Annotated in this window: 21 protein-coding genes; 17 read left to right on the forward strand and 4 right to left on the reverse strand. The window is 57.5% G+C overall.

What is annotated here, in order from left to right; translation table 11 throughout:
* Positions 1–154 precede the first annotated feature (154 nt).
* The 14 genes from ACA066_RS14305 to ACA066_RS14370 all read left to right on the forward strand — a co-directional run bounded on the left by ACA066_RS14305 (position 155) and on the right by ACA066_RS14370 (position 17816).
* On the forward strand, positions 155–1456 hold the full coding sequence (locus ACA066_RS14305; protein ID WP_497699757.1) for a glycosyltransferase: 1302 nt from the start codon (positions 155–157) through the stop codon (positions 1454–1456).
* A 50-nt stretch (positions 1457–1506) separates the two neighbouring features.
* Positions 1507–2388: a phosphatidylinositol-specific phospholipase C domain-containing protein gene (locus ACA066_RS14310; RefSeq protein WP_497699758.1), complete on the forward strand. Its 882-nt coding sequence runs from the start codon at positions 1507–1509 to the stop codon at positions 2386–2388.
* Positions 2389–2497: 109 nt separating this feature from the next.
* On the forward strand, positions 2498–3385 hold the full coding sequence (locus ACA066_RS14315; protein WP_497699759.1) for a phosphatidylinositol-specific phospholipase C domain-containing protein: 888 nt from the start codon (positions 2498–2500) through the stop codon (positions 3383–3385).
* An 83-nt stretch (positions 3386–3468) separates the two neighbouring features.
* Positions 3469–4374 carry a helix-turn-helix domain-containing protein gene (locus ACA066_RS14320; RefSeq protein WP_497699760.1) on the forward strand — a complete coding sequence of 302 codons (906 nt, stop codon included), beginning with the start codon at positions 3469–3471 and terminating at the stop codon, positions 4372–4374.
* A 327-nt stretch (positions 4375–4701) separates the two neighbouring features.
* The gene (locus ACA066_RS14325) at positions 4702–6012 is read left to right on the forward strand and encodes an ABC transporter substrate-binding protein (protein ID WP_214383232.1); all 1311 of its coding nucleotides are present in this window, start codon (positions 4702–4704) and stop codon (positions 6010–6012) included.
* Between the two features lie 126 nt (positions 6013–6138).
* Positions 6139–7065 (forward strand): carbohydrate ABC transporter permease, encoded by a 927-nt coding sequence (locus ACA066_RS14330; RefSeq protein ID WP_214383230.1) that lies wholly within the window; start codon positions 6139–6141, stop codon positions 7063–7065.
* A gap of 10 nt (positions 7066–7075) precedes the next feature.
* Positions 7076–7906, forward strand: a complete 831-nt coding sequence (locus tag ACA066_RS14335; RefSeq protein ID WP_007936731.1) for a carbohydrate ABC transporter permease — start codon at positions 7076–7078, stop codon at positions 7904–7906.
* Between the two features lie 169 nt (positions 7907–8075).
* Positions 8076–9179, forward strand: a complete 1104-nt coding sequence (locus tag ACA066_RS14340) for an ABC transporter ATP-binding protein (RefSeq protein ID WP_497699761.1) — start codon at positions 8076–8078, stop codon at positions 9177–9179.
* Between the two features lie 16 nt (positions 9180–9195).
* Positions 9196–10668, forward strand: coding sequence for a mannitol dehydrogenase family protein (locus tag ACA066_RS14345; protein ID WP_497699762.1), 1473 nt, complete (start codon positions 9196–9198; stop codon positions 10666–10668).
* A gap of 156 nt (positions 10669–10824) precedes the next feature.
* Positions 10825–12321, forward strand: coding sequence for a xylulokinase (gene xylB, locus ACA066_RS14350; RefSeq protein ID WP_497699763.1), 1497 nt, complete (start codon positions 10825–10827; stop codon positions 12319–12321).
* 13 nt (positions 12322–12334) lie between these two features.
* Complete coding sequence (locus tag ACA066_RS14355; protein WP_497699764.1) at positions 12335–13279, forward strand: carbohydrate kinase family protein; 945 nt, start codon at positions 12335–12337, stop codon at positions 13277–13279.
* Between the two features lie 459 nt (positions 13280–13738).
* On the forward strand, positions 13739–15949 hold the full coding sequence (locus tag ACA066_RS14360; protein WP_497699765.1) for a type VI secretion system Vgr family protein: 2211 nt from the start codon (positions 13739–13741) through the stop codon (positions 15947–15949).
* Positions 15946–16941: a DUF2515 family protein gene (locus ACA066_RS14365; protein ID WP_497699766.1), complete on the forward strand. Its 996-nt coding sequence runs from the start codon at positions 15946–15948 to the stop codon at positions 16939–16941. The genes ACA066_RS14360 and ACA066_RS14365 overlap by 4 nt, the downstream gene beginning before the upstream one ends.
* Complete coding sequence (locus ACA066_RS14370) at positions 16938–17816, forward strand: hypothetical protein (protein WP_497699767.1); 879 nt, start codon at positions 16938–16940, stop codon at positions 17814–17816. Before ACA066_RS14365 ends, ACA066_RS14370 begins: the two co-directional genes overlap by 4 nt.
* Before the next feature lie 48 nt (positions 17817–17864).
* Here the strand turns inward: ACA066_RS14370 and ACA066_RS14375 are convergent, their stop codons facing one another.
* The gene (locus ACA066_RS14375) at positions 17865–18161 is read right to left on the reverse strand and encodes a hypothetical protein (protein WP_497699768.1); all 297 of its coding nucleotides are present in this window, start codon (positions 18159–18161) and stop codon (positions 17865–17867) included.
* Positions 18162–18673: 512 nt separating this feature from the next.
* Between ACA066_RS14375 and ACA066_RS14380 the strand changes: the two genes are divergently transcribed.
* Positions 18674–18940 (forward strand): DUF2790 domain-containing protein, encoded by a 267-nt coding sequence (locus ACA066_RS14380; protein WP_497699769.1) that lies wholly within the window; start codon positions 18674–18676, stop codon positions 18938–18940.
* A gap of 60 nt (positions 18941–19000) precedes the next feature.
* Here ACA066_RS14380 and ACA066_RS14385 read toward each other — a convergent pair whose 3' ends face one another.
* Complete coding sequence (locus ACA066_RS14385; RefSeq protein ID WP_497699770.1) at positions 19001–19270, reverse strand: DUF1652 domain-containing protein; 270 nt, start codon at positions 19268–19270, stop codon at positions 19001–19003.
* Between the two features lie 306 nt (positions 19271–19576).
* On the opposite strand from ACA066_RS14385, the gene eco reads away from it, so the two are divergent.
* Positions 19577–20059, forward strand: a complete 483-nt coding sequence (gene eco, locus ACA066_RS14390) for a serine protease inhibitor ecotin (RefSeq protein WP_497699771.1) — start codon at positions 19577–19579, stop codon at positions 20057–20059.
* Between the two features lie 153 nt (positions 20060–20212).
* On the opposite strand, the gene ilvA is transcribed toward eco, so the two are convergent.
* Positions 20213–21226: a threonine ammonia-lyase, biosynthetic gene (ilvA, locus tag ACA066_RS14395; protein WP_497699772.1), complete on the reverse strand. Its 1014-nt coding sequence runs from the start codon at positions 21224–21226 to the stop codon at positions 20213–20215.
* A gap of 247 nt (positions 21227–21473) precedes the next feature.
* Here ilvA and ACA066_RS14400 point away from each other — a divergent pair, with 247 nt between their 5' ends.
* On the forward strand, positions 21474–21809 hold the full coding sequence (locus tag ACA066_RS14400; protein ID WP_497699773.1) for a DUF2834 domain-containing protein: 336 nt from the start codon (positions 21474–21476) through the stop codon (positions 21807–21809).
* Positions 21810–21948: 139 nt separating this feature from the next.
* Here the strand turns inward: ACA066_RS14400 and ACA066_RS14405 are convergent, their stop codons facing one another.
* Positions 21949–22872, reverse strand: a complete 924-nt coding sequence (locus tag ACA066_RS14405; RefSeq protein WP_497699774.1) for a magnesium transporter CorA family protein — start codon at positions 22870–22872, stop codon at positions 21949–21951.
* Position 22873 lies beyond the last annotated feature (1 nt).

The raw sequence follows: 22873 nt of genomic DNA on the forward strand, positions 1-22873 counted from the left end.
TGCCGGTACGCGGCGCCCCTGATCCAGGGGCGCTCACCTTTGTAGTGCCTTCCTCGCGCCACCAACGGCTCCAGATCGAATTGTCCAGGACCTGTGGTTTAATTACCGCCCTGGTACGACCATTTGCCTGCCCGCCTCAAGGAATACCCCTCCCATGATTCAACCCAACGCAACCAAAGTCCTGGTCATCGGTTATGTCTGGCCCGAACCTCGGTCTTCAGCGGCCGGCGGGTATGTGATGCAGCTGCTCGGGACCTTCCTGCAACAAGGCTGGGACGTAACATTCAGCAGCCCGGCCGGGGCTGGCGAGCATCAGGAAGACCTGACAGTACTGGGCATCCGCGAAGTGCCGATCGAGCTGAACAACAGCAGTTTCGACGAATTCGTCAGCGAACTGGCACCGGATATCGTGCTGTTCGAACAATTCATGATGGAAGAACAATTCGGCTGGCGTGTCGAAAAACACTGCCCCGATGCCTTGCGCGTGCTGGGCACCCAGGACCTGCAAAGCCTGCGTCATGCCCGGCATCAACGGCTCAAGGATCGCCTGAAGGCCAGTGACGATGCCAATGACTTCAGCGACCTGTTCGCGCCGGCCTTGCGTGAAGAATTTGAACTGATGGCCGACACCGACCTGGCCAAACGGGAGATCGCGGCGCTGTATCGCTGCGACCTGAACCTGATGATTTCCGAAGTGGAAATCGAACTGTTGGTCGAACAGTTCCAAGTGCCGCGCAACCTGTTGCATTGGTGCCCGTTGATGGTCGATGCACCCGACAGCCCGCCCGCACCGTTCGAAGATCGGTCGCACTTTATCCATATCGGCAACTTTCGCCATGCGCCCAACTGGGATGCGGTGCTCTGGCTGAAAGCCACGATCTGGCCGCTGATACGCGAGCAGTTGCCCACTGCGCAATTGCACATCTACGGGGCCTATACGCCGCCCAAGGCAACTGCCTTGCACAATGCGGCCCAGGGTTTCCATGTGATGAACTGGGCGGAAGATGCGTTGCAAGTGATGTCGGCGGCGCGGGTATGTCTGGCGCCTTTGCGTTTCGGCGCGGGCATCAAAGGCAAAATCGTCGATGCGATGATCTGTGGCACGCCGAACGTCACCACACCTGTCGGCGCCGAAGCCATGCACGGCGAGAGTCCCTGGCCTGGCGCGGTGACCCGCACGGCGCGCGAGTTCGCCGAGTGCGCCGTGCAACTCTATAAAGACCAGACGCAATGGACTCACGCTCAGGCGGTCGGTCTGGCGTTGCTGGCTGATCGTTATCAACTGCAAACACACGGCCCGGCCTTGATTGCAAAATTCGAACATTGCCAACAGCACTTGGCTGAAATCAGACGAGATAACTTTACCGGCAGCATGTTGCGCCATCACCAGCACAAGAGCACTCAATACATGTCGCAATGGATTGAAGCGAAAAACCGCTTTAAGGAAAACGCCTGATCGTTAAACTCGCTGCAACTAACGATTTATTAACGGTGCAAGGATGCACAATGAATAACGCTCTCCATAGTTCGTACATCACCAGTAACTTTACCGCCAATAACTGGATGACCCACATACCCGTCATTGATTCGTTATCACTTGCAGAGTTGGTACTGCCCGGCGCGCATAATGCCGGCGTCGACAAGAAGGCCTCTTATGCGGCCCCTGGCATCAGTCACTGGGCCGCCTGCCAGAACAACTCCTTTTATTACCAACTGATCCAGGGCGCGCGGGCGCTCGATTTAAGGCTGGAGTACGCAATTGGCGGCAATGGCGTCGGTACTTTCTGGTTTCAACACAACAGTTTCCGTTCCTCCAGGTCTCTGGAAAGTCTGATCACGAGCGTCATCCGGTTTCTGGATGAAAATCGCGACGAGTTCATCATCCTGGATTTTCACCAATTGAAACCGGGCAACCAGCTTTTTGACTATAAAGAGTTCAACAGACTGCTGCTGACGCATCTCGGTGACCGGCTGATTCCTTCCACGCACGCATTCCTGACGCTCGGCCAATTGAAACAAGCCAGTCATGCCCAGCGAGTGTTGGTGGCCGCCGAGTATCACCCGGCGCTCGATTCGACCTGTTTCTGTCAATGCATCGAGCACCAGTGGAGCGGCATCGGGACCACCAGTGTCAGCGAACTGCACGCCCATATCACCAAGGTCATGAAGTACCCCCCTGGCGGGTCCATGCCGTGGTCGCTCTCCGCTACCAGTTACCATGTCGCCGGAGGGCCGGTGAACATCCGGGAGCACCTTGATCAATGGTTTGATCCCGGGCTGAATGACTGGGTTCTGAACAGCAGCATTATCAACGCTGACTTTTTTGAAACGTCGAATCTGGTTCGTCATTGCCGCACGGCCAATCTGATCAAAGCCAACAACCATTAACTTGTACAAATGTTTCCGACACTGGCAATGTCGGAACGCCCTTCTATGCTCGGTTTTTAACTATGCACTTCGTTCCACGGACGGCACGAAGCAATTAACAGGAGTGAAAATGACACGTTCTACGCAAGAAACTTTCGATAAACAAAAATGGATGAGTAATGTCCTCGACATCAACCAAATCAAACTGACCGATATTATCTGGCCCGGCACACATAACAGCGGCATGGACAAACAGGCGCCCAACTATGACGTCGTGATCGGCAACTGGACCACCTGTCAAAACGATTCATTTGCCTGGCAATTGGCAAACGGCGCCCGGGCGTTTGATATCCGCCTCGGCTATACCGCGGGACACGACCAATCCGTTTTCTATTTTCACCACAATGGCTACCAGTCCCATCGCGTCATCGATGAGTTGATCGATGCCGTGTCGACCTTCCTTGATAAAAACCCGGACGAGTTCATCGTTTTCGATTTTCACCAACTGGGGGATGGCCTGAAGCCGTTCGACGCAAAAAAACTGAATGACCTGCTGGTGAGCCGCCTCGGCCACCGGATCATTCCGCCCTCCGATGCCACGAAAACGGTGGGCGAGCTCAAAAGAGTCAGTTCACGCCGCAGGTTGGTACTGGCGGCGCCGTTTGTGCAAGGCCTGGACGATGATTACTTCTGGCCACGCATCACCCACAAATGGAGCGGCGAAGTCTTCACTGACACAGCGGAACTGGAACGGCACATTTCCAGCACGCTGCAACACGCGCCTTACCCAACCTTTCTCTGGTCGTTATCCGCCACCAGTTACGGGTTTCTCGGTGGACCGCAGGACATCAAGAATCAGATCAACGACTGGTTCAACCCGACCCGGGACTGGGTAACGCGCTGCAGCATCATCAGTACCGATTTTTTCGATGAGTCGGACATCGTGCGTTATTGCTGGATCGCCACCAGCATGAAGGCTGTTTATGGCAGCGCCCTGCACCGGCCAGTGGAGGCGTAACGCCCTTTGACGTGCCGCAGGCTGGCGTTGTCGGCCCGGAAAGGGGCATGATCAAGGCGCGATAACAAGAAAAGCGCCCTGACATGACCCGAACCGTCCGAGTGACCGACCCTTCCTATGAACTGATGGATGACCACAATGGGTTGTCCATCATTTATCGTCAGCACGGCTTCCCCTGCCCTCTGGTGCGGTGGCATTTCCACAAGGAATACGAACTGCACCTGATCGTCGCCAGTTCCGGCAAGGTGTTCATTGGCGACTACATTGGCAACTTCTATCCGGAAACCCTGTTCCTGACCGGCCCCAACCTGCCCCATAACTGGATCAGCCAGGTCGCCGAGGACGAAGTGGTGCCCAAGCGCGACATGCTGGTCAATTTCACCGACGAGTTGTTCGAGAGCGGCCATCAGGTGTTTACGGAGCTCAAGTCGCTTGCGCCCTTGCTGGAGCGCGCCCAATACGGCATCGAGTTTCGCTGCAAACGCACGATCCGCCAGGCCATGACCTTGATGCAGCGCATTGCCGACACCAAGGGCGTCACCCGGCTCGGGCACTTTTTCATTTTGCTGGAGTTGCTCGCCGCCTCCGACGACTACCAACTGCTGTCCGGTGCGACAACCCCACAACTGGCGGACGAACACAACATCGATCGCACCAACCGGGCGGTGGATTACATCTTTGCCCACTACGCCCGTGAACTGCCACTGGAGGAAGTCGCCGAGCACCTGGGCATGAAGCCGACGTACTTCAGCCGCGTGTTCAAACAGGCCACTGGGCGCTGCTTCATCGAGTTCGTCAACCGACTGCGCATCAGCAAGTCCTGCGAGTTGCTGGCCGACGGCGACAAACCGGTGACCGACGTGTGTTTCGAGTCGGGCTTCAACAACATTTCCAATTTCAACCGGCGTTTTCAGCAATTGAAAGGCATGACCCCATCGCACTACCGGCGGTTGGCGGTGCAGCGGTTGACTGAGCAGAATTTGGGTTGAAGCCGTGTGTCATGTGGTGAACTTCAGATTGCCTTCGCGGGCAAGCCTCGCTCCTACAGGTCTTGCGCACCCCTTGCAGGAGCGAGGCTTGCCCGCGAAGAGGCCATCAAAACCTGTACGTATTCGATAGCGCCTGACCGCTGAAAAGCTCTTCCCTTCGTTCCCTGCTCCAAACTCCAGTGCAAAATAGTATCAATTCAAGTGCGATGGATGATTTGTCTCATCGTCAATTGAAGGCTGTAATCAGTGCACATTCTTCCCCCACAGGAAGACACAAAAACAATAACTGTCCTTCTGTCCCCACCGGGTGCAGAAAAGGAGTGCACGATGCAACCTTCGGTAAAAGCTCTGCTAGCCCTCACCTGCATGACCCTCAGCAGCGTCAGCCTCGGCGCGCAAACCCTGACCATCGCCACCGTCAACAACAGCGACATGATCCGCATGCAAAAGCTCTCGAAAACTTTCGAAGCCGAGCACCCGGACATCAAGCTCAATTGGGTGGTGCTGGAAGAAAACGTCCTGCGCCAACGCCTGACTACCGACATCGCCACCCAGGGCGGGCAGTTCGATGTGCTGACCATCGGCATGTACGAAGCTGCACTCTGGGGCGCCAAGGGTTGGCTGGAACCGATGAAGGATTTGCCCGCCACTTACGACCTCGACGACGTCTTCCCATCGGTGCGTGAAGGTTTGTCGGTCAAGGGTTCGCTGTACGCCCTGCCGTTCTACGCCGAAAGCTCCATCACCTACTACCGCACCGATCTGTTCAAGGAAGCCGGGCTGACCATGCCCGAGCGCCCGACCTGGGAACAGATCGGCGAATTCGCCGGCAAACTCACCAATAAAGACAAAGAACAGTACGGCATCTGCCTGCGCGGCAAGGCCGGCTGGGGCGAGAACATGGCGCTGATCACCACGGTCGCCAACGCCTATGGCGCACGCTGGTTCGATGAGAAATGGCAGCCTGAATTCACCGGTCCCGAGTGGAAAAACGCGCTGAACTTCTACGTCGACACCATGAAGAAATCCGGCCCGCCGGGCGCGTCGAGCAACGGTTTCAACGAAAACCTGGCGCTGTTCAACAGCGGCAAGTGCGCGATCTGGGTCGATGCCAGCGTTGCCGGCTCGTTCGTCACCGACAAGACCCAGAGCAAAGTCAGCGAACACGTTGGCTTCACCTACGCGCCGCACCAGACCACCGATAAAGGTTCGGCCTGGCTCTATTCCTGGGCGCTGGCGATTCCGACCAGTTCCAAAGCCAAGGATGCGGCAAAAACCTTCAGCGCCTGGGCGACTTCCAAGGAATACGGCGCACTGGTCGCGGAAAAGGACGGCATCGCCAATGTGCCGCCAGGCACTCGGGCCTCGACCTACAGCGACGCCTACATGAGCGCCGCGCCGTTCGCCAAGGTGACGCTGGAATCGCTGAAAGCGGCGGACCCGAGCAAACCGACACTCAAACCAGTCCCATACATCGGCATTCAGCTGGTAACCATTCCCGAGTTCCAGGGGATTGGCACTCAGGTAGGCAAGTCGTTCTCGGCGGCGCTGATCGGCCAGACCACGGTCGATCAAGCGTTGGCTGCCGCCCAGCAAACCACCGAACGTGAGATGAAGCGCGCGGGTTATCCCAAGTAATCCCGCAAAGCCCCCTGTAGGAGCGAGGCTTGCCCGCGAAAGCGGTGCATCAGACAAATCGCCTTCGCGGGCAAGCCTCGCTCCTACAGTTGATTTTCATCTGCCTGTTCCCAATCGGTTAACGCCATGAATATTTCAACTGCCAAAGCTCACATGGACATTCCCCAACCGGTGCGTAAAAGCCGGTTGGCCAATCCCGGCTGGTTTCTGGTCAGCCCCTCGGTGGCGTTGTTGCTGCTGTGGATGATCGTGCCGCTGGGCATGACGCTGTACTTCTCGATGATCCGCTACAACCTGCTCAACCCTGGTGAAAACGAGTTCGTCGGGCTGGAGAACTTCACCTATTTCCTGACGGACTCCGGGTTCATGCCCGGCGCCACCAACACCCTGTTGCTGGTGGGCAGCGTGCTGCTGATCAGTGTGGTGCTCGGGGTGTTGATCAGCGCGTTGCTGGAGGCCAGTGAGTTTCTCGGTCGCGGCATTGTGCGGGTCATGCTGATCTCGCCGTTCTTCATCATGCCCACCGTCGGTGCGCTGATCTGGAAGAACCTGATTTTCCACCCGGTCTCGGGGATTCTCGCCTACGTCTGGAAACTCTTCGGTGCGCAACCGGTGGACTGGCTGGCGCACTACCCGCTGCTGTCGATCATCATCATTGTCTCGTGGCAATGGCTGCCCTTCGCGATCCTGATTCTGATGACCGCCATGCAGTCCCTCGACCAGGAACAGAAAGAAGCCGCGCGCCTGGACGGCGCCGGTCCTGTAGCAATCTTCTGGCACCTGACCCTGCCGCACCTGGCGCGGCCGATTGCGGTGGTGGTGATGATCGAAACCATCTTCCTGCTCTCGGTGTTCGCCGAAATCTTCACCACCACCAACGGCGGCCCCGGCTACGCCTCGACCAACCTCGCCTACCTGATCTACAACCAGGCGCTGGTGCAGTTCGACGTCGGCATGGCGTCCGCCGGCGGTTTGATCGCGGTGGTGATCGCCAACATCGCAGCCATCGTGCTGGTGCGGATGATCGGCAAAAACCTGACAGACAAAGCCTGAGGCCTGCGCCATGACCCTTCAACAATCCCGTCGCCTGCAAAGCCTGCTGCTCGGCACCCTGGCCTGGGCCATCGCGATCCTGATCTTCTTCCCGATCTTCTGGATGGTGCTGACCAGTTTCAAAACCGAAATCGACGCGTTCGCCACGCCGCCGCAGTTCATCTTCACCCCGACGCTGGAGAACTACCTGCACATCAACGAGCGCAGCGATTACTTCAGTTTCGCCTGGAACTCGGTGGTGATTTCGTTCAGCGCCACGGCCCTGTGCCTGCTGATCGCGGTGCCGGCGGCCTACTCGATGGCGTTCTACGAAACGCAACGCACCAAGGGCACGCTGTTGTGGATGCTCTCGACCAAGATGCTGCCGCCGGTGGGTGTGCTGATGCCGATCTACTTGCTGGCCAAGAGTTTTGGCCTGCTCGATACGCGGATCGCGCTGATCGTGATTTACACGCTGATCAACCTGCCGATCGTGGTCTGGATGATTTACACCTACTTCAAGGACATCCCCAAAGACATCCTCGAAGCCGCACGCCTCGACGGCGCCACGCTGTGGCAGGAAATGGTCCGGGTGCTGTTGCCGATCGCCAAAGGTGGCCTGGCGTCTACGGTGCTGCTGTCGCTGATCCTGTGCTGGAACGAGGCGTTCTGGTCGTTGAACCTGACCTCGTCGAAAGCTGCGCCACTGACCGCACTGATCGCTTCGTACTCGAGTCCGGAAGGCCTGTTCTGGGCCAAGTTGTCGGCGGTGTCCACGCTGGCCTGCGCGCCGATCCTGATCTTCGGCTGGATCAGCCAGAAACAACTGGTCCGCGGCCTGTCGTTTGGTGCGGTGAAATGATGATCGCGCGCCCCGTTCCCCCTGTAGGAGCGAGCTCGCTCGCGATGGACGTGAACGATGACGCGCGCTGCCTGAAAGAACTCATTGTCCGGACGTTTTTCGCGAGCAAGCTCGCTCCTACAGAAAACAGTCCGGTTTAACGAATAACAACAAGCGGAGGCCCATCACCATGGCCAACCTGAAAATCAAGAATCTGCAAAAAGGCTTCGAAGGCTTTTCCATCATCAAAGGCATCGACCTGGAAGTGAACGACAAGGAATTCGTGGTCTTCGTCGGCCCGTCGGGCTGCGGTAAATCCACGCTGCTGCGGTTGATTGCCGGCCTGGAAGAAGTCAGCGGCGGCACCATTGAACTCGATGGCCGCGACATCACTGAAGTCAGCCCGGCCAAGCGTGACCTGGCAATGGTGTTCCAGACCTACGCCCTGTACCCGCACATGAGCGTACGTAAAAACATGTCGTTCGCCCTCGATCTGGCCGGCGTACCAAAAGCCGAAGTCGAGAAAAAAGTCGGCGAAGCGGCACGCATCCTCGAGCTCGGGCCGATGCTGGAGCGCAAGCCGAAGCAGCTGTCCGGCGGCCAGCGTCAACGCGTGGCCATCGGTCGCGCCATCGTGCGCAACCCGAAAATCTTCCTGTTCGACGAACCGCTGTCCAACCTTGACGCCGCCCTGCGCGTACAGATGCGTCTGGAACTGTTGCGCCTGCACAAAGAACTGCAAGCCACGATGATCTACGTGACCCACGACCAGGTGGAAGCCATGACCATGGCCGACAAAGTGGTGGTGTTGAATGGCGGTAAGATCGAGCAGGTCGGTTCGCCGCTGGACCTGTATCACCAGCCGGCCAACCTGTTCGTCGCGGGCTTTCTCGGCACGCCGAAAATGGGCTTCCTCAAGGGCAACGTCACCCGTGTCGACAGCCAAAGCTGCGAAGTGGCGCTCGCTGCCGGCACCCGCATCACGTTGCCGTTGAGCGGCGCCAACCTGAGTGTCGGCGGCGCGGTGACCCTGGGCATTCGTCCGGAACATCTGGAACTGGCGCAAACCGGCAACTGCACCTTGCAAGTCACCGCCGACGTCAGCGAACGCCTGGGCAGCGACACCTTCTGCCACGTGCTGACCGCGTCCGGTGAAGCGTTGACCATGCGCGTTCGCGGCGACCTGGCCAGCCGTTACGGCGAAACCTTGAGCCTGCACCTGGACGCCGAACACTGCCATTTATTCGATGCCGACGGCGTGGCGCTGACGCGTCAGTTGCGCGCTGCGGCCTGATTTCAGAGAGCCTGTGATGAAACTGAATAAACAGAACCTGCACCACCTCGCACCCGAAGTGGTTCTGCCCGCCTACGCCCTGGGCGATACCCGCCAAGGCATCGCGCACATTGGCGTCGGCGGTTTCCACCGTGCCCATCAGGCGTATTACACCGACGCCTTGATGAATACAGGCGAAGGTCTGGACTGGGCGATTTGCGGGGTCGGCCTACGCGCCGAAGATCGCCGCGCCCGGGACGATCTGAAGGATCAGGATTACCTGTTCACCCTGTTCGAGTTGGGCGACACCGACGACACCGAAGTCCGGGTCATCGGCGCGATCCGCGACATGTTGCTGGCCGAGGATGGCGCGCAAGCGTTGATCGATAAACTCGCCAGTCCCGAGATTCGCATTGTCTCGCTGACCATCACCGAGGGCGGTTACTGCATCGATGACAGCAACGGCGAATTCATGGCGCATCTGCCGCAGATCCAGCACGACCTCGCGCACCCGGATTCGCCGAAAACCGTGTTCGGCTTCCTCTGCGCCGCGTTGGCCAAACGTCGTGCTATCGGCACGCCGGCATTCACCTTGATGTCCTGCGATAACCTGCCGCACAACGGCGCGGTGACCCGCAAGGCGCTGCTGGCCTTCGCCGCTTTACGTGATGCAGGACTGCACGACTGGATCGCCGAGAACGTGAGTTTCCCGAATGCCATGGTCGACCGCATCACGCCGATGACCAGCACCGAACACAAGCTGCAATTGCACGACAAACATGCAGTCGACGATGCCTGGCCGGTGGTCTGCGAGCCGTTTGTGCAGTGGGTGCTGGAAGACAAATTCGTCAACGGGCGCCCGGCCTGGGAGAAGGTCGGCGTGCAGTTCACCGACGACGTGACGCCATATGAAGAGATGAAGATCAAACTGCTCAACGGCAGTCATCTGGCACTGACGTATCTCGGGTTTCTGAAGGGGTATCGCTTCGTTCACGAGACCATGAACGATCCGCTGTTTGTGCGGTACATGCGCGCCTACATGGACCTGGACGTGACACCGCAGCTGTCGCCCGTGCCGGGGATTGATCTGACCGAGTACAAGAACACGCTGGTCGGACGTTTCTCCAATCAGGCGATTGCCGATCAGCTGGAGCGCGTGTGTTCGGACGGTTCGTCGAAGTTTCCCAAGTTCACCATTCCGACGATCAACCGATTGATTGCCGATGGCCGGGAGACCAAGCGTGCGGCGTTGGTCGTGGCGGCGTGGGCGTTGTATTTGAAGGGGGTGGATGAGAATGGCGAGACCTATTCGATTCCCGATCCGCGCGCCGCGTTTTGCCAGGCGCTGGTGGCGGATGATGTGTTGATCACCCAGCGGCTGCTGGCGGTGGAGGAGATTTTTGGGACGGCGATCCCGCATTCGCCGGAGTTTGTGGCGGCGTTTGAGTGGTGCTGTAACAGTTTGCGGGAGGTTGGCGTGACGCGGACGTTGGAGCGGGTTCTGGCTTGAGTGCTGCAGTGAAACTACTGCCGTCTTCGCGGGCAAGCCATGCTCTACAGGGGGCGGCGCCGAGCCACATTTCAACGAACGACACAAAACCTGTAGGAGCAAGGCTTGCCCGCGAATGGCTTCACCGAGATCGAACTGACACTCCAAGGACCTCTCATGGCAAACCAACTACTTTTCCTCGGCATCGACTGCGGCACCCAAGGCACCAAAGCCATTGTCCTTGATGCCCACAGCGGTCAGGTCCTCGGCCAGGGCGCCGCCGCGCACACGTTGATCAGCGGCGCCAATGGCCGCCGTGAGCAGGACACATCGCAATGGCTTGAAGCGTTCACTTCGGCGACTCGCCGTGCCTTGATCGCGGCCAACGTAGACGGACAACAGATCCTCGGCATCGGCGTCTCCGGCCAACAACACGGCCTGGTCCTGCTCGACGATCAAGGCCAGGTGCTGCGCCCCGCCAAGCTCTGGTGCGACACCGAAACCACCCCGGAAAACGACCGCCTGCTCGCCCATCTGGGCGGTGAAAAAGGCTCGCTGGAACGCCTCGGCGTGGTCATCGCACCGGGCTACACGGTGTCAAAGTTGCTCTGGACCAAAGAACAGCACCAGGAGGTTTTTTCCCGGATCGCGCGCATCCTGTTGCCCCACGACTACCTCAACCACTGGCTCACCGGCCGCAGTTGCAGCGAGTACGGCGACGCCTCGGGCACCGGTTATTTCAACGTGCGCACCCGCCAGTGGGACTTGCAGCTATTGCGCGACATCGACCCCAGCGGGCGCTTGCAAGCCGCGCTGCCGGAGCTGATCGATGCTCATCAAGCGGTCGGCACGATCCTGCCAGGCATCGCCGAACACCTGGGCATCAACCCCAAGGCGCAGGTGTCCAGCGGTGGCGGCGACAACATGATGGGCGCCATCGGCACCGGCAACATCCGACCCGGCGCGATCACCATGAGCCTCGGTTCCTCGGGCACGGTGTATGCCTATGCTGATCAACCCAAAGTCAGCCCGGATGCCTCGGTCGCGACATTCTGTTCCTCCAGCGGGGGCTGGTTGCCGCTGATCTGCACGATGAACCTGACCAACGCCACCGGGGTGATTCGCGATTTGTTCAAGCTGGATATCGAACAATTCAACCACCTCGTCGCGCAAGCACCCATCGGTGCCGAGGGCGTGTGCATGCTGCCGTTTATCAACGGCGAACGCGTCCCCGCCCTGCCCCACGCCACCGGCAGCCTGCTCGGTTTGACCATGACTAACCTGACGCAAGCCAACCTGTGCCGCGCCGTGGTCGAAGGCACGACGTTCGGTTTGCGTTACGGACTGGACCTGCTGCGTCAGAATGGCTTACAAAGCCTGCGCATCTGCCTGATCGGCGGCGGCTCGAAAAGCCCGGTGTGGCGGCAGATCGTCGCCGACATCATGAACACCCCGGTGATCTGCACCGAACAAAGCGAAGCCGCCGCCCTCGGCGCGGCGATTCAGGCCGCGTGGTGCAAATCCTGGGCAAACGGCCACGAAGACAGCCTGGCGGACCTGTGCGAGCGCTGCGTGAAGCTCGACCTCGCCAGCGAAACCCTGCCGATCGCAGCAAACGTGGCGGCCTGTCAGCAGGCCTATGAACGCTATCAACAGCATGTCGCAACCCTTTAAAGAGTGAACAACTATGTACCTGGTGTGTGGCGAAGCGCTGTTCGATTTCTTCAGTGAAGACGACGCCAGCGGCCTGGCTTCAAAAGTGAATTTCAAGGCGATTGCCGGTGGCTCGCCATTCAACGTGGCGGTCGGTTTGCGCCGGCTCGGCGTAGAGGCGGCGCTGTTTGCCGGGTTATCGACTGACTACCTTGGCCGGCGTTTACAGCAAGTGTTGCAGGATGAAGGCGTGCGTGCGGATTACCTGGTGGATTTCGCAGCACCGACGACGCTGGCGATGGTCGCAGTCGGCGCCAATGGCTCGCCGCATTACAGCTTCCGCGGCGAAGGCTGCGCGGATCGGCAGTTGAAACCGGAGCATCTGCCGGAATTGGGGCCGGAGGTGCGCGGCTTGCATATCGGCTCGTTCTGCCTGGTGGTGCAGCCGATTGCCGACACGCTGCTGGCCTTGGTGCAACGGGAAAGCGGTAAACGGCTGATCAGCCTTGATCCCAACGTGCGGCTCAATCCTGAGCCGAACATCGACCTGTGGCGTTCGCGGGTGGCCACGTTGGTCGAGCTGGCCGACCTGATCAAAGTGAGCGATGAGGATTTGAGCCTGTTATATCCCGAGCAGGATCCGCAGCGCGTGATCGAAGGCTGGTTGCAGCATCGCAGTCAGGTGGTGTTCCTGACACGTGGTGGCGAGGGTGCGACGGTATTTAGCCGTGCTCATGGCTCGTGGTCGGTGCCGGCCTGTTCGGTGAAGATTGCCGACACCGTGGGGGCTGGTGATACGTTTCAGGCGGCGTTGATTACCTGGCTGACCGAGCAGCAACTGGATTCGGTCGAGGGCGTGCAATCGCTTACCCGCGAGCACATCGACGGAATGCTGAAGTTTGCGGTGCAGGCGGCGGCGCTGACGTGCAGCAAGACCGGGCCGGATTTGCCGTATCGGCAGCAGCTGGATCTTCACTGAATGTGAGGGCCTCATCGCTAGCAGGCTAGCTCCCACATTGGATCGATGCCGAACACAAAATCTGTGTTCATAGAAGATCTACTGTGGGAGGCGGGGCCGGATTTGCCGTATCGGTAGCAGCTGGATCTTCGCTGCATGTGAGGGCCTCATCGCTAGCAGGCTAGCTCCCACATTGGATCGAAGCCGAACACAAAATCTGTGTTCACCGAAGATCCACTGTGGGAGCTAGCCTGCTAGCGAAGGCATTCTGTCAGGCGCTGAAAAACGAATGCGTGCACTGGCAAAGAAGTGTTCGCCCACCCTGCCAACGAAAACGCCCGTCTCCATTGGCCGAAACCGCGCCATTAAGGTTTTCCCCGATCCAGCCCTGCCTCATCACCTACGGCATTTGCGCCTTGAACGAGGCGGTTTAATCCTGCACCATCCGCATCTGCTTATCCAAAGGACGGAATTCAAGGCATGCTGGACGCAAACGCAACCCATATTTCCCTCACGCTGGAAGGCGTTTCCGTTGACCTTCAGGTACTCAGTTTCGTCGGTCGCGAAGCCCTCAATCAGCCCTTCTGTTTTGACATCGAACTGGTCAGCGCACGCCCCGACCTGAAGCTCGAAGAGTTGCTGCACAAGCCCGGCTGTCTGACCTTCGGCGCCACCGGCGAAGGCATCATTCACGGCCTGGTCTATCGCATCGAGCAAGGCGACTCCGGCAAAAGCCTGACCCGCTACAGCGTCAGCCTGGTGCCGCAACTGGCGTATCTGCGGCATAACCATGACCAGCAGATCTTCCAGCACTTAACGGTACCGAAGATCATCGCCCAGGTGCTCGAAGCGCGAGGCATCCTGGCAGACGCCTACAGCTTCCAGCTCGGCGCGATCTACCCGGAGCGCGTCTACTGCGTGCAGTACGACGAATCCGACCTGCATTTCATCCAGCGCTTGTGCGAAGAAGAAGGCATCCACTTCCACTTCCAGCACAGCAGCAGCGGCCACAAACTGGTGTTCGGCGACGACCAGACGGTATTCCGCAAACTCGCGCCCGTGGCCTATCAGCAAGACTCGGGCATGGCCGCCGAGAAACCGGTGATCAAGCGCTTCAACCTGCGCCTGGAAACCCGCACCACCCGCGTCAGCCGCCGCGATTACGATTTCGAAAAACCGCGCATCCTTCCTGAAGGCGCCGCGTCCAGCGCCTTCGCTCCAGACCTGGAAGACTACGACTACCCCGGCCGCTTCACCGACCGTGCCCGCGGCAAGCAACTGGCAACCCGCGCCCTGGAACGCCACCGCAGCGACTACAAACTCGCCGAAGGCAAAGGCGATCAGCCGACGCTGGTCAGCGGCCACTTCCTGGCCCTGAGCGAACACCCGCGCGCCGAATGGAACGACCTCTGGCTGCTGCTGGAAGTGGTCCACGAAGGCAAACAGCCGCAAGTGCTCGGCGAAAACGTCACCAGCGACGTCACCCACAACAAAGACGATTTCCACCAGGGCTACCGCAACCGCTTCCTCGCCACACCCTGGGACGCGCACTACCGCCCTGCCCTCGAACACCCGAAACCGAAAGTCCTCGGCAGCCAGACCGCCATCGTCACCGGCCCGCCCGGCGAAGAGATCCACTGCGACGAGTACGGCCGCGTCAAAGTGCAATTCCACTGGGACCGAGACGGCCAGGCCAACGACAACACCAGTTGCTGGCTGCGCGTCGCCACCGGCTGGGCCGGCAGCGCCTACGGCGGCATCGCGATTCCGCGCGTCGGCATGGAAGTCCTCGTCACCTTCCTCGAAGGCGACCCCGACCAACCGCTGATCACCGGCTGCCTGTACCACAAGGAAAACGTCGTCCCCTACGACCTGCCGGCGAACAAAACCCGCAGCACCTTCAAAACCCTCAGCTCCCCGGGCGGCAAGGGCTACAACGAATTCCGCATCGAAGACAAAAAAGGCGCGGAACAGATCTACCTGCATGCCCAGCGCGACTGGGATGAAAACATCGAGCACGACCAGAAAATCCGCATCGGCAACGAGCGGCATGACACGGTTGAGGCGAAGGTTTTCAGCGAGTTCAAGGTGGAAGAGCACCGGATTACGCACCTGGACCGCAAGACCGAAGCGCGGGCGGATGATCACCTCACCGTAGGCGTGACTCAGCATGTGAAAGTCGGGACGGCGCAGTTTGTCGAGGCCGGTGAAGAGATTCACTACCACGCGGGCAACAAGGTCGTGGTTGAAGGCGGGATGGAACTGACGGCCAAGGCTGGGGGGAGTTTCGTCAAGGTCGATGCGGGTGGCGTGACCATTAGTGGTGCTGAGGTGAAGGCCAACTCGGGCGGTGCGCCAGGGGCAGGAACCGGGATTGGAATCCTCGCCCCACTTATTCCTGTTATCGCAGATCAAGCAAGGGCTGGAAGTCTGCTCAAGTCGAAAGCCATCAGCGAACGTTACGACGAACAGCTCAAATTCGTTACCCGTCGTGGGCAACCCGTTAAATCCGTCAAAACGGCGCTGATTGTGCCTTCCGAAACCGCACCTCAAATCTCCAGAAGCGACGCTAACGGCCTCCACCCGCGAGTACAGACAGAGGCCGAAGAGCCGGTAAAAGCCCACCTCGTCTGGGATGAGCTGGTAGTGCCTTCCGGTGCAGATGACTACGAAACGAGCAGAAAGAAATGAGTGCGCCCATCACAACATTTAAAACCAATGCCAAAGAATGCTCCGTCCACGAGGTTGTACTCGGCTGCGACAAGCTGTGGGCCATGGGGCAGGAAGAAGCTATACGCCGGTTGAGCAAAAAGCGCTCGTCCGCATCAGGCAAATACGAACTGATCTCAGACTTCAGCGCGAGGGCTGCGAGAATCGCCGCTGCTTACGCCAGTTTCTATCTCGAACAGGGTGAAGACGGTAAACCTGAGCTCAAGGGTCGCTTCTATTGGATGGGTCTCGCGGCGTTTGCCAGTAAGCAGGTCAAATGCGGCTTGGATTTTATTCCGAACGATCCATATCTAGCATTGACGCCGCCCATCGTTCAACCACCGTTGCGCATTGGTAAAAATGCACTGGGCAAAGGTAATTTCTGGCTGTTTCAGGATATTTTTGTCTGGCATTGGTTCTACAGCAAATATAAAGATCAATTTGACGAGTGCGCGCCGGAGCGTAATGCGCGTAGTTGTGAGGGACAGATCAAGACTAATATTGATAGTTTGCCGTGGGCGGAAGATGCGCTTGGAACGCTTGGCAACTTGCATGTTACTGAGGAAATAAAAGCAGGTTTTAAGACAATACAAGAAACGGAAGTATTACCCGCTGGCAGTGCAAGAAGGAAAAAACAACTACTATCATTAATGGCAATTGCAGATCACGAACAACGAAAAATCCTGCAACCTTTAATTTATCAAAACACATCTTTCCGGGCCACACTGAAGATGCAAGCTGGATTTGAGTGGGCGCCTTTTGTTCCAGTAAGAGTAGCTGCGTTCAGCACGGCCTGCGACGTCAAAGATCCTGAGCTCAGAGTACAAATGTCAGAAGGTGATTTATACGATGAAAGTGACCGGATGAAATTCATAGGCGCGATCGCTAAACAGTACCACCTATTGATGGGCACTCAAGAAGCGTATATGGAAAGAGAAATCCGCACGATCTCCACTTGGAAAAATGCACAATGAAATTTCATTGGCTTATCATTCTCTGCATTTTCTTGGCCGCCTGTAATGACAGCGAATCAAATATGACAAACAAAACAGCAACCATTGAAATAGCCTTTAATGCGCCCATCCAAAATCTACTGGATAACAGTCAGAATAAATTCTCTCCACAGTGCATGAAGGATCTTGAGCTGTGCTGGTACAAAATAGAAAGATCTGCAAATGATAAAAACCTTCCTAATGCTCTGATTAAAAACGGCTCTAGCTCACTTGAACTGCAACAGGTTACTGACGTCACGATTTTTGTCGATGAGAGAGTTGGGAATCAGATTGAAAATCTGGATATCACACTGCGGGGGCTCCCAGACAATAGCTCGCACGAACAATATAAGACATTTATCTATCAACTAATCGAAAATATAAAATCATCAGGTTGGAAACATTATTACTTCGTAGAGGATCCACGAATTCCAGGATCACAAGCCAGTAAGATAGCATCTCCTGATGATGTACTGGGTCACTATGTATCGAGCCACCCCTGGCTAGACCCAGAATACCCCATTCCTATCGATCGCTGGCTCAAAATCAGTCCTTTCTATTACTGGAATTTTTACAATGACGGCACATATTTGAATTTAAAAGCATGGCGCCATGATTCTAAAGACAACCCAACGAAAACTGGAACTTATTTAATTACGCTGGAGTTCATGTCAGAAAGAGAGTTCTGGAAAGACGGAATTACTGATGAGAAGGACAGGCTCAACTGGAAAGAGCTATTACCGGCCAGAATTAAAAGTTTTCATGAGACAAGAATGAAAATCGAGGAAAAAGCCCGCAAGGCCGGGATAGAAATTGATGAATCCTACCAAGACCCACCTATCAAAGCGCTTGAGTAGTTCAAGCCTGCCCACTAGAGGCAGGCCAACTTTTTTGTAGGCACGGAATCAGGTAGGTGCCTTCCAGCTCAGCATTCGTTGCTGAGCAACCTTCAGCAAATCACAACCATCCTGAGCCAGCAGGTACAGCGCATGAGTGATGTGCGGAATGTCCTGCACGTCGCCGTCCTTGAAACATTGGATATGGAGCGTTTCCAGTAAATCACTGGAGGCGCGGACGCGTTGGAGGGCGGCTTCGAGGATGTCTTGGGGGTTGGCTTCTGTGTCGATAACCAAGGGGGATGAGGCGGTGATGCTGCTTTTGATTGAACGGTAGCGCTCAGGGAAAGGATTTATCGTTGTCATAGCTAGTTACTCACCTGTTTTGAAGTAACCGCCAGCATCGTGACCAAACGATGGGAGGCGGACCGTGTACAGGTTTGGTCAACTGAGAACAGTAACTCAGCTCGCCCGAAGGCGTCCTGCACACAGCCGCCACAACATTGCGCTATGCGAACAGAGATGTCCGCAAAGCGAATGATGTCACAGTTATGTGCACTGTTTAATCAGGTGACCAAACCTGTTCGCTGATTTTGCAGCGAGCCCAAACAGTAATCGCTACGCCCCATCAGTCGAAAGTCGACAAAGCAACCACCCTTGTAGGACGAAGCCGAACCTACCGAAGATTCTTACCCCAACGAAACGCCTGACAGAATCGCCCCTCACGACAGGCGGCATTCAGCCCGGTTAACCATTGCTTAACGCTGCGGTCCAAAACTTTACTGGACCGCACGCCCTCAGGTTCTTCTGACGCCCAGTGCGGCAGGCTCGACGCCCGTTATGTCGAGCTGACTTTCCGTCTGCACTGGAGATCGCTCATGAACATGCGCACTTTGCTGGTTACCACCGCCCTCGCCTGCACCGGGTTTGCCGGGCTGGCCCAAGCCAATGACACCGCTTCCTCGCAAGCTGTGCCCTATCATTACGGCATGCCATTGCACGTAGCCAAGGTGGTTTCGCTGACCGAACCTTCGACCCTGGATTGCAAAGTCATTACGGCGGACATGAAGTACATCGATACGTCGGGCAAACCCGCAGAGATCACGTATCGCAAATTGTCCGATGCGTGCAGTTATCAGAATTGATCGGAATGAACGAGCGCGGGTCTGGCGTTTTTGCCAGACCCGGGAAGTGACGACGGCGAGTTAAAGCGCTTGCCTGTCGGGGTGCAGCGTCTGGGTGTTGGCTTGAAGCTGCATGTCGGAGCGCAATGCGGCGATCAGGTCGTTTATTTCCCGACATCCATTAAGCGATTTGGCATCGATGCCGGTTTTCAATAGCTCTACTTGATCGGTTTCACCGTCCGAATACACCTTGACGGTCATTTTCAGGTCCGGCGACAGCGTGCATTGACAACGTTTCGGCAGAAAACTGCTTTCTACGATGTTGCGGAGTTCCAAGGCAGAAAGAAACATGGCGACCCTCTCCTTATTGTGAGATTGCCAATCAGCTATCAATGCCGACTCAATAAATTCGTGGTCAGCTTCAAGACCAGCTACAGCATAAAACATGCCTCGAATTTCGCCGTGCAGCTCATCGGCAAATCAAAGGTTTAATGTGTCTTCAAGTAAATAGGCTCATGCAATCTGCAAGAAACCCGGTTCTCGTCCCTGCAAATTGCAACCTGATGAGTCCAGGTTTGCATTGGCCGCCCATGGCAGTAAAAATTGCGACCCGTTCATTCAGTATCCGCTGACCCTACTCACACGCAAGGAGGCATCATGGGTTCATTGACCTGTATCACTACCGTCGGGCTGATAGTTGCCGGGCTGTCGACCGTCGTTCACGCGGCGAAACTTGAAGACGTCGCGCCCTTCCCCAAAGCCGAAAGCGGGTTCACCCGCCAGGTCATTCACCTGGCGCCACAGAAGCAGGAAGACAGCTACCAGGTCGAGATTCTCGCCGGCAAAACCCTGACCGTGGACTGCAATCGCCAGCGCCTGGGCGGCATGCTCGAGGAGAAGAACCTCGAGGGCTGGGGCTACCCGTTTTACCGGCTGGAAAAAGTGATCGGCCCGATGAGTACGCTGATGGCCTGCCCGAATGGCAAAAGCACACACGACTTCGTGCCGGTGGTCGGCGACGGCTTCATGTTGCGCTACAACAGCAAGCTGCCGATCGTGCTGTATGTGCCCAAGGATATTGAAGTGCGTTATCGGGTCTGGTCGGCGTCAGACAAGGTCGAAAAAGCCGTTCAGCAATAACCCTGATGCAAAAAAATGTAGGAGCGAGCCTGCTCGCGAAGGCGTCTTCAGATTCAACATTGATGTTGACTGACAGGCCGCTATCGCGAGCAGGCTCGCTCCCACAGGGGATTGGGTGTGCAAATCCTTCTCTGATTGGCCTCCTGTGCCCGCTCACGCCGGGGCGCCGGCCAATGCGGCGCGTTCGGCGACATGGCGCAAGCTGTCGAAATTGATGTTGGCGCCGGAGTCGATGGCGACTAACGTTTGACCACGCACACCCGTCTGCGCCACGTACTTCTTGATGCCCGCCACGGCCAACGCGCCGGAAGGTTCGGTGATCGATCGGGTATCGTCGTAGATGTTCTTGATCGCGGTGCACAGTTCGTCGTTGCTGACGGTCAGCACTTCATCGACGCAAAACCGGCAGACGTCGAAACCATAAGCGCCGATCTGCGCGACGGCGACGCCATCGGCGAATGTGCCTACGTTCGGCAGGACGACACGCTCGCCAGCCCCTAAGGCTGCCAACAGACACGCGGAATGTTCCGACTCGACACCGATGATGCGGACTTCAGGGCGCAGGTATTTGATGTACGCGGCGATGCCCGCGATCAAGCCGCCACCGCCCACCGGTACGAAGATCGCGTCGAGCGGCCCTTGGTACTGGCGCAGGATTTCCATGGCGACGGTGCCCTGCCCGGCGATCACGTCCGGGTCGTCGAACGGCGAGACAAAGGTGCGGCCGGTTTGTTTGGCCAGATTCAATGCGTACGACAGGGCAAACGGAAAACTCTCCCCATGCAGCACGGCATCGGCGCCCCGACTGCGGACCCCGAGCACCTTCAATTCCGGCGTTGTGGCGGGCATGACGATGGTGGCAGCAATCCCCAACTCACGCGCTGCCAGCGCCACACCTTGGGCATGATTGCCGGCCGAAGCGGTGATCACACCCTGGGCCTTTTGCGCATCGCTCAGTTGCACCAGTTTGTTGTAGGCGCCGCGGATCTTGAAGGAAAAGGTTGGCTGCAAGTCCTCGCGTTTCAACAGGATCTGGTTGCCCAGGGCTTCGGACAGTGCCGGCGCCGCTTGCAACGGCGTGCGCACCGCCAGTTCGTAGACCGGCGCGGCGAGGATCTTTTTGACGTAGTGCTCGAGCAAGGTCTGCTGGGCGGGTGTGCTATCCATGGTCGTCTCCTGACGTTGATCAAACCCGGGAGACAGAAAGTAAAAACCCGCCTCTAGGGCGGGTTGGGTGCTGCAGTCGTGAGCTAGCCCGCCAAATAAGGAATGGCGGTAATAATGCTTGGCTGGCAGCGCAATACGGTGGAAGTCATGGCTGGAAATTAGCCGGCCATGGAAGGCAAGTCAATGGTCAATTTCCTTCGGCTTCGGTAGGCTCGGGATTCTGCTCATCGTCCCAAGGAAGGAAACCATGAAGTCTGTCGCCCTGCCCCTGATTGCCCTGCTCACCTTTGCTGGCTACACCGTTTCGGTGATGCTCCAGGCGGAACAGTCGTTGATTGAGTTTGGCATCAGCCTGATGTCGCGGCCTGATACGGCGCAGGTGGTGATTGATCTTTATCTGTTGGCGACGCTGGCCGGGGTGTGGATGTACCGCGATGCGCGCAAGCGTGGGCGGTCGGGGTGGTCGGTGGTGCCTTATCTGGTGATTACGGCGATTTTTGTGTCGGTTGGGCCGTTGTTGTACCTCGTGATTCGTGGGCTGCAGGATCGGAAAAAAACCGTCAGCGTCTCGCAAGAGGTCTGATCAAGGATGTGTGACGCTGTTGAGATCGCCATCGCCAGCAAGCCGGCTCCTACAAGGTTGCGTATGCCTGATCATTGATCGTGATGCACGATTTGTAGGAGCCGGCTTGCTGGCGATGGCGGCCTGGCAGACAAACTGCTTACTTCGCCAACCGCCTGAGCCCCAACACCATCACCCCCGCCCCCAGCATCATCGCCGTCAGAAACAACGGATACGAAACCCACCACGGCGTGCCCGCCGTCATCATGCTGAACTCGGACATGCCGCCGATGCTCGCAATCAGGTTCAGCGGCAAGAACACCACGTTGATCAGTGTCAGGTTGCGCAGCAGGTTGTTCGTGCTGTTATTCATCAGGTTGCCCCGGGCATCGATCAGCCCGGAGAACACCGTGGAATAGATTTCAGCCTGTTTGTAGCACTGGTTGTTTTCAATGATCAGGTCGTCGATCAGGCTGATGGCCTCTGCGCTGAAGCGTTCTTTTTCTGCGTGGTTACGCAGCCGCGTCAGGACGGCGCCATTGCTGTGAATCGCGTTGATGTAATAGATCAGGCTTTCGCTGAGGTTGAACATCTGGATCAGGTGCTGGTTCTGCATCGAGGCGTTGAATTTTTGCTGCAACTCCCGCGCGACAAGCTTGATCACCTTGAGGTGGCCCAGGTAGTGATGGATGTTGTTGAACAACAGATCAAGCAATACATCCAGCGGCGTGTTCAACTTCTGCCGGGTGCCGAGCCCATGCAGCGGCGAATCGTCGGTGGCGATCACCAGCAAACGCTGCGCACAAAACAGCAAACCGCAGGACGATACTTCAAAAGCCAGGCTGCCTGCGCCGGAATAGTTTTCCGGGCGCTTCCAGATCAGGAACAGGTTGTCGGGATGAAACTCGATGCGCGACACCTCGTCCGGGTCCAGCGCCGAGGCCAATGCGTGTTCATCGAGCTTGAAGTGACTTTGCAGCAGGTCTCGCTCGGCCGCGTCGGGATTGCTGAACAGCATCACTTCGGCGTCCAGCCGTTCAACCTTCTGCAGGGCGCCGTGGGTCAGTTGAAAGCTCTTGATCATC

This window comes from Pseudomonas sp. LBUM1651 (assembly GCF_059716135.1).

Excerpts from the sequence above, each read along its gene's own strand:
- ACA066_RS14330 (WP_214383230.1), top strand. The coding sequence starts at position 6,139 with ATGAATATTTCAACTGCCAAAGCTCACATGGACATTCCCCAACCGGTG.
- ilvA (WP_497699772.1), bottom strand. The coding sequence starts at position 21,226 with ATGGATAGCACACCCGCCCAGCAGACCTTGCTCGAGCACTACGTCAAA.
- ACA066_RS14310 (WP_497699758.1), top strand. The coding sequence starts at position 1,507 with ATGAATAACGCTCTCCATAGTTCGTACATCACCAGTAACTTTACCGCC.
- ACA066_RS14320 (WP_497699760.1), top strand. The coding sequence starts at position 3,469 with ATGACCCGAACCGTCCGAGTGACCGACCCTTCCTATGAACTGATGGAT.
- ACA066_RS14375 (WP_497699768.1), bottom strand. The coding sequence starts at position 18,161 with ATGACAACGATAAATCCTTTCCCTGAGCGCTACCGTTCAATCAAAAGC.
- ACA066_RS14360 (WP_497699765.1), top strand. The coding sequence starts at position 13,739 with ATGCTGGACGCAAACGCAACCCATATTTCCCTCACGCTGGAAGGCGTT.
- ACA066_RS14335 (WP_007936731.1), top strand. The coding sequence starts at position 7,076 with ATGACCCTTCAACAATCCCGTCGCCTGCAAAGCCTGCTGCTCGGCACC.
- ACA066_RS14315 (WP_497699759.1), top strand. The coding sequence starts at position 2,498 with ATGACACGTTCTACGCAAGAAACTTTCGATAAACAAAAATGGATGAGT.
- ACA066_RS14400 (WP_497699773.1), top strand. The coding sequence starts at position 21,474 with ATGAAGTCTGTCGCCCTGCCCCTGATTGCCCTGCTCACCTTTGCTGGC.
- ACA066_RS14370 (WP_497699767.1), top strand. The coding sequence starts at position 16,938 with ATGAAATTTCATTGGCTTATCATTCTCTGCATTTTCTTGGCCGCCTGT.
- ACA066_RS14355 (WP_497699764.1), top strand. The coding sequence starts at position 12,335 with ATGTACCTGGTGTGTGGCGAAGCGCTGTTCGATTTCTTCAGTGAAGAC.
- ACA066_RS14340 (WP_497699761.1), top strand. The coding sequence starts at position 8,076 with ATGGCCAACCTGAAAATCAAGAATCTGCAAAAAGGCTTCGAAGGCTTT.
- ACA066_RS14380 (WP_497699769.1), top strand. The coding sequence starts at position 18,674 with ATGAACATGCGCACTTTGCTGGTTACCACCGCCCTCGCCTGCACCGGG.
- ACA066_RS14325 (WP_214383232.1), top strand. The coding sequence starts at position 4,702 with ATGCAACCTTCGGTAAAAGCTCTGCTAGCCCTCACCTGCATGACCCTC.
- ACA066_RS14385 (WP_497699770.1), bottom strand. The coding sequence starts at position 19,270 with ATGTTTCTTTCTGCCTTGGAACTCCGCAACATCGTAGAAAGCAGTTTT.
- ACA066_RS14345 (WP_497699762.1), top strand. The coding sequence starts at position 9,196 with ATGAAACTGAATAAACAGAACCTGCACCACCTCGCACCCGAAGTGGTT.
- xylB (WP_497699763.1), top strand. The coding sequence starts at position 10,825 with ATGGCAAACCAACTACTTTTCCTCGGCATCGACTGCGGCACCCAAGGC.
- ACA066_RS14305 (WP_497699757.1), top strand. The coding sequence starts at position 155 with ATGATTCAACCCAACGCAACCAAAGTCCTGGTCATCGGTTATGTCTGG.
- ACA066_RS14365 (WP_497699766.1), top strand. The coding sequence starts at position 15,946 with ATGAGTGCGCCCATCACAACATTTAAAACCAATGCCAAAGAATGCTCC.
- eco (WP_497699771.1), top strand. The coding sequence starts at position 19,577 with ATGGGTTCATTGACCTGTATCACTACCGTCGGGCTGATAGTTGCCGGG.
- ACA066_RS14405 (WP_497699774.1), bottom strand. The coding sequence starts at position 22,872 with ATGATCAAGAGCTTTCAACTGACCCACGGCGCCCTGCAGAAGGTTGAA.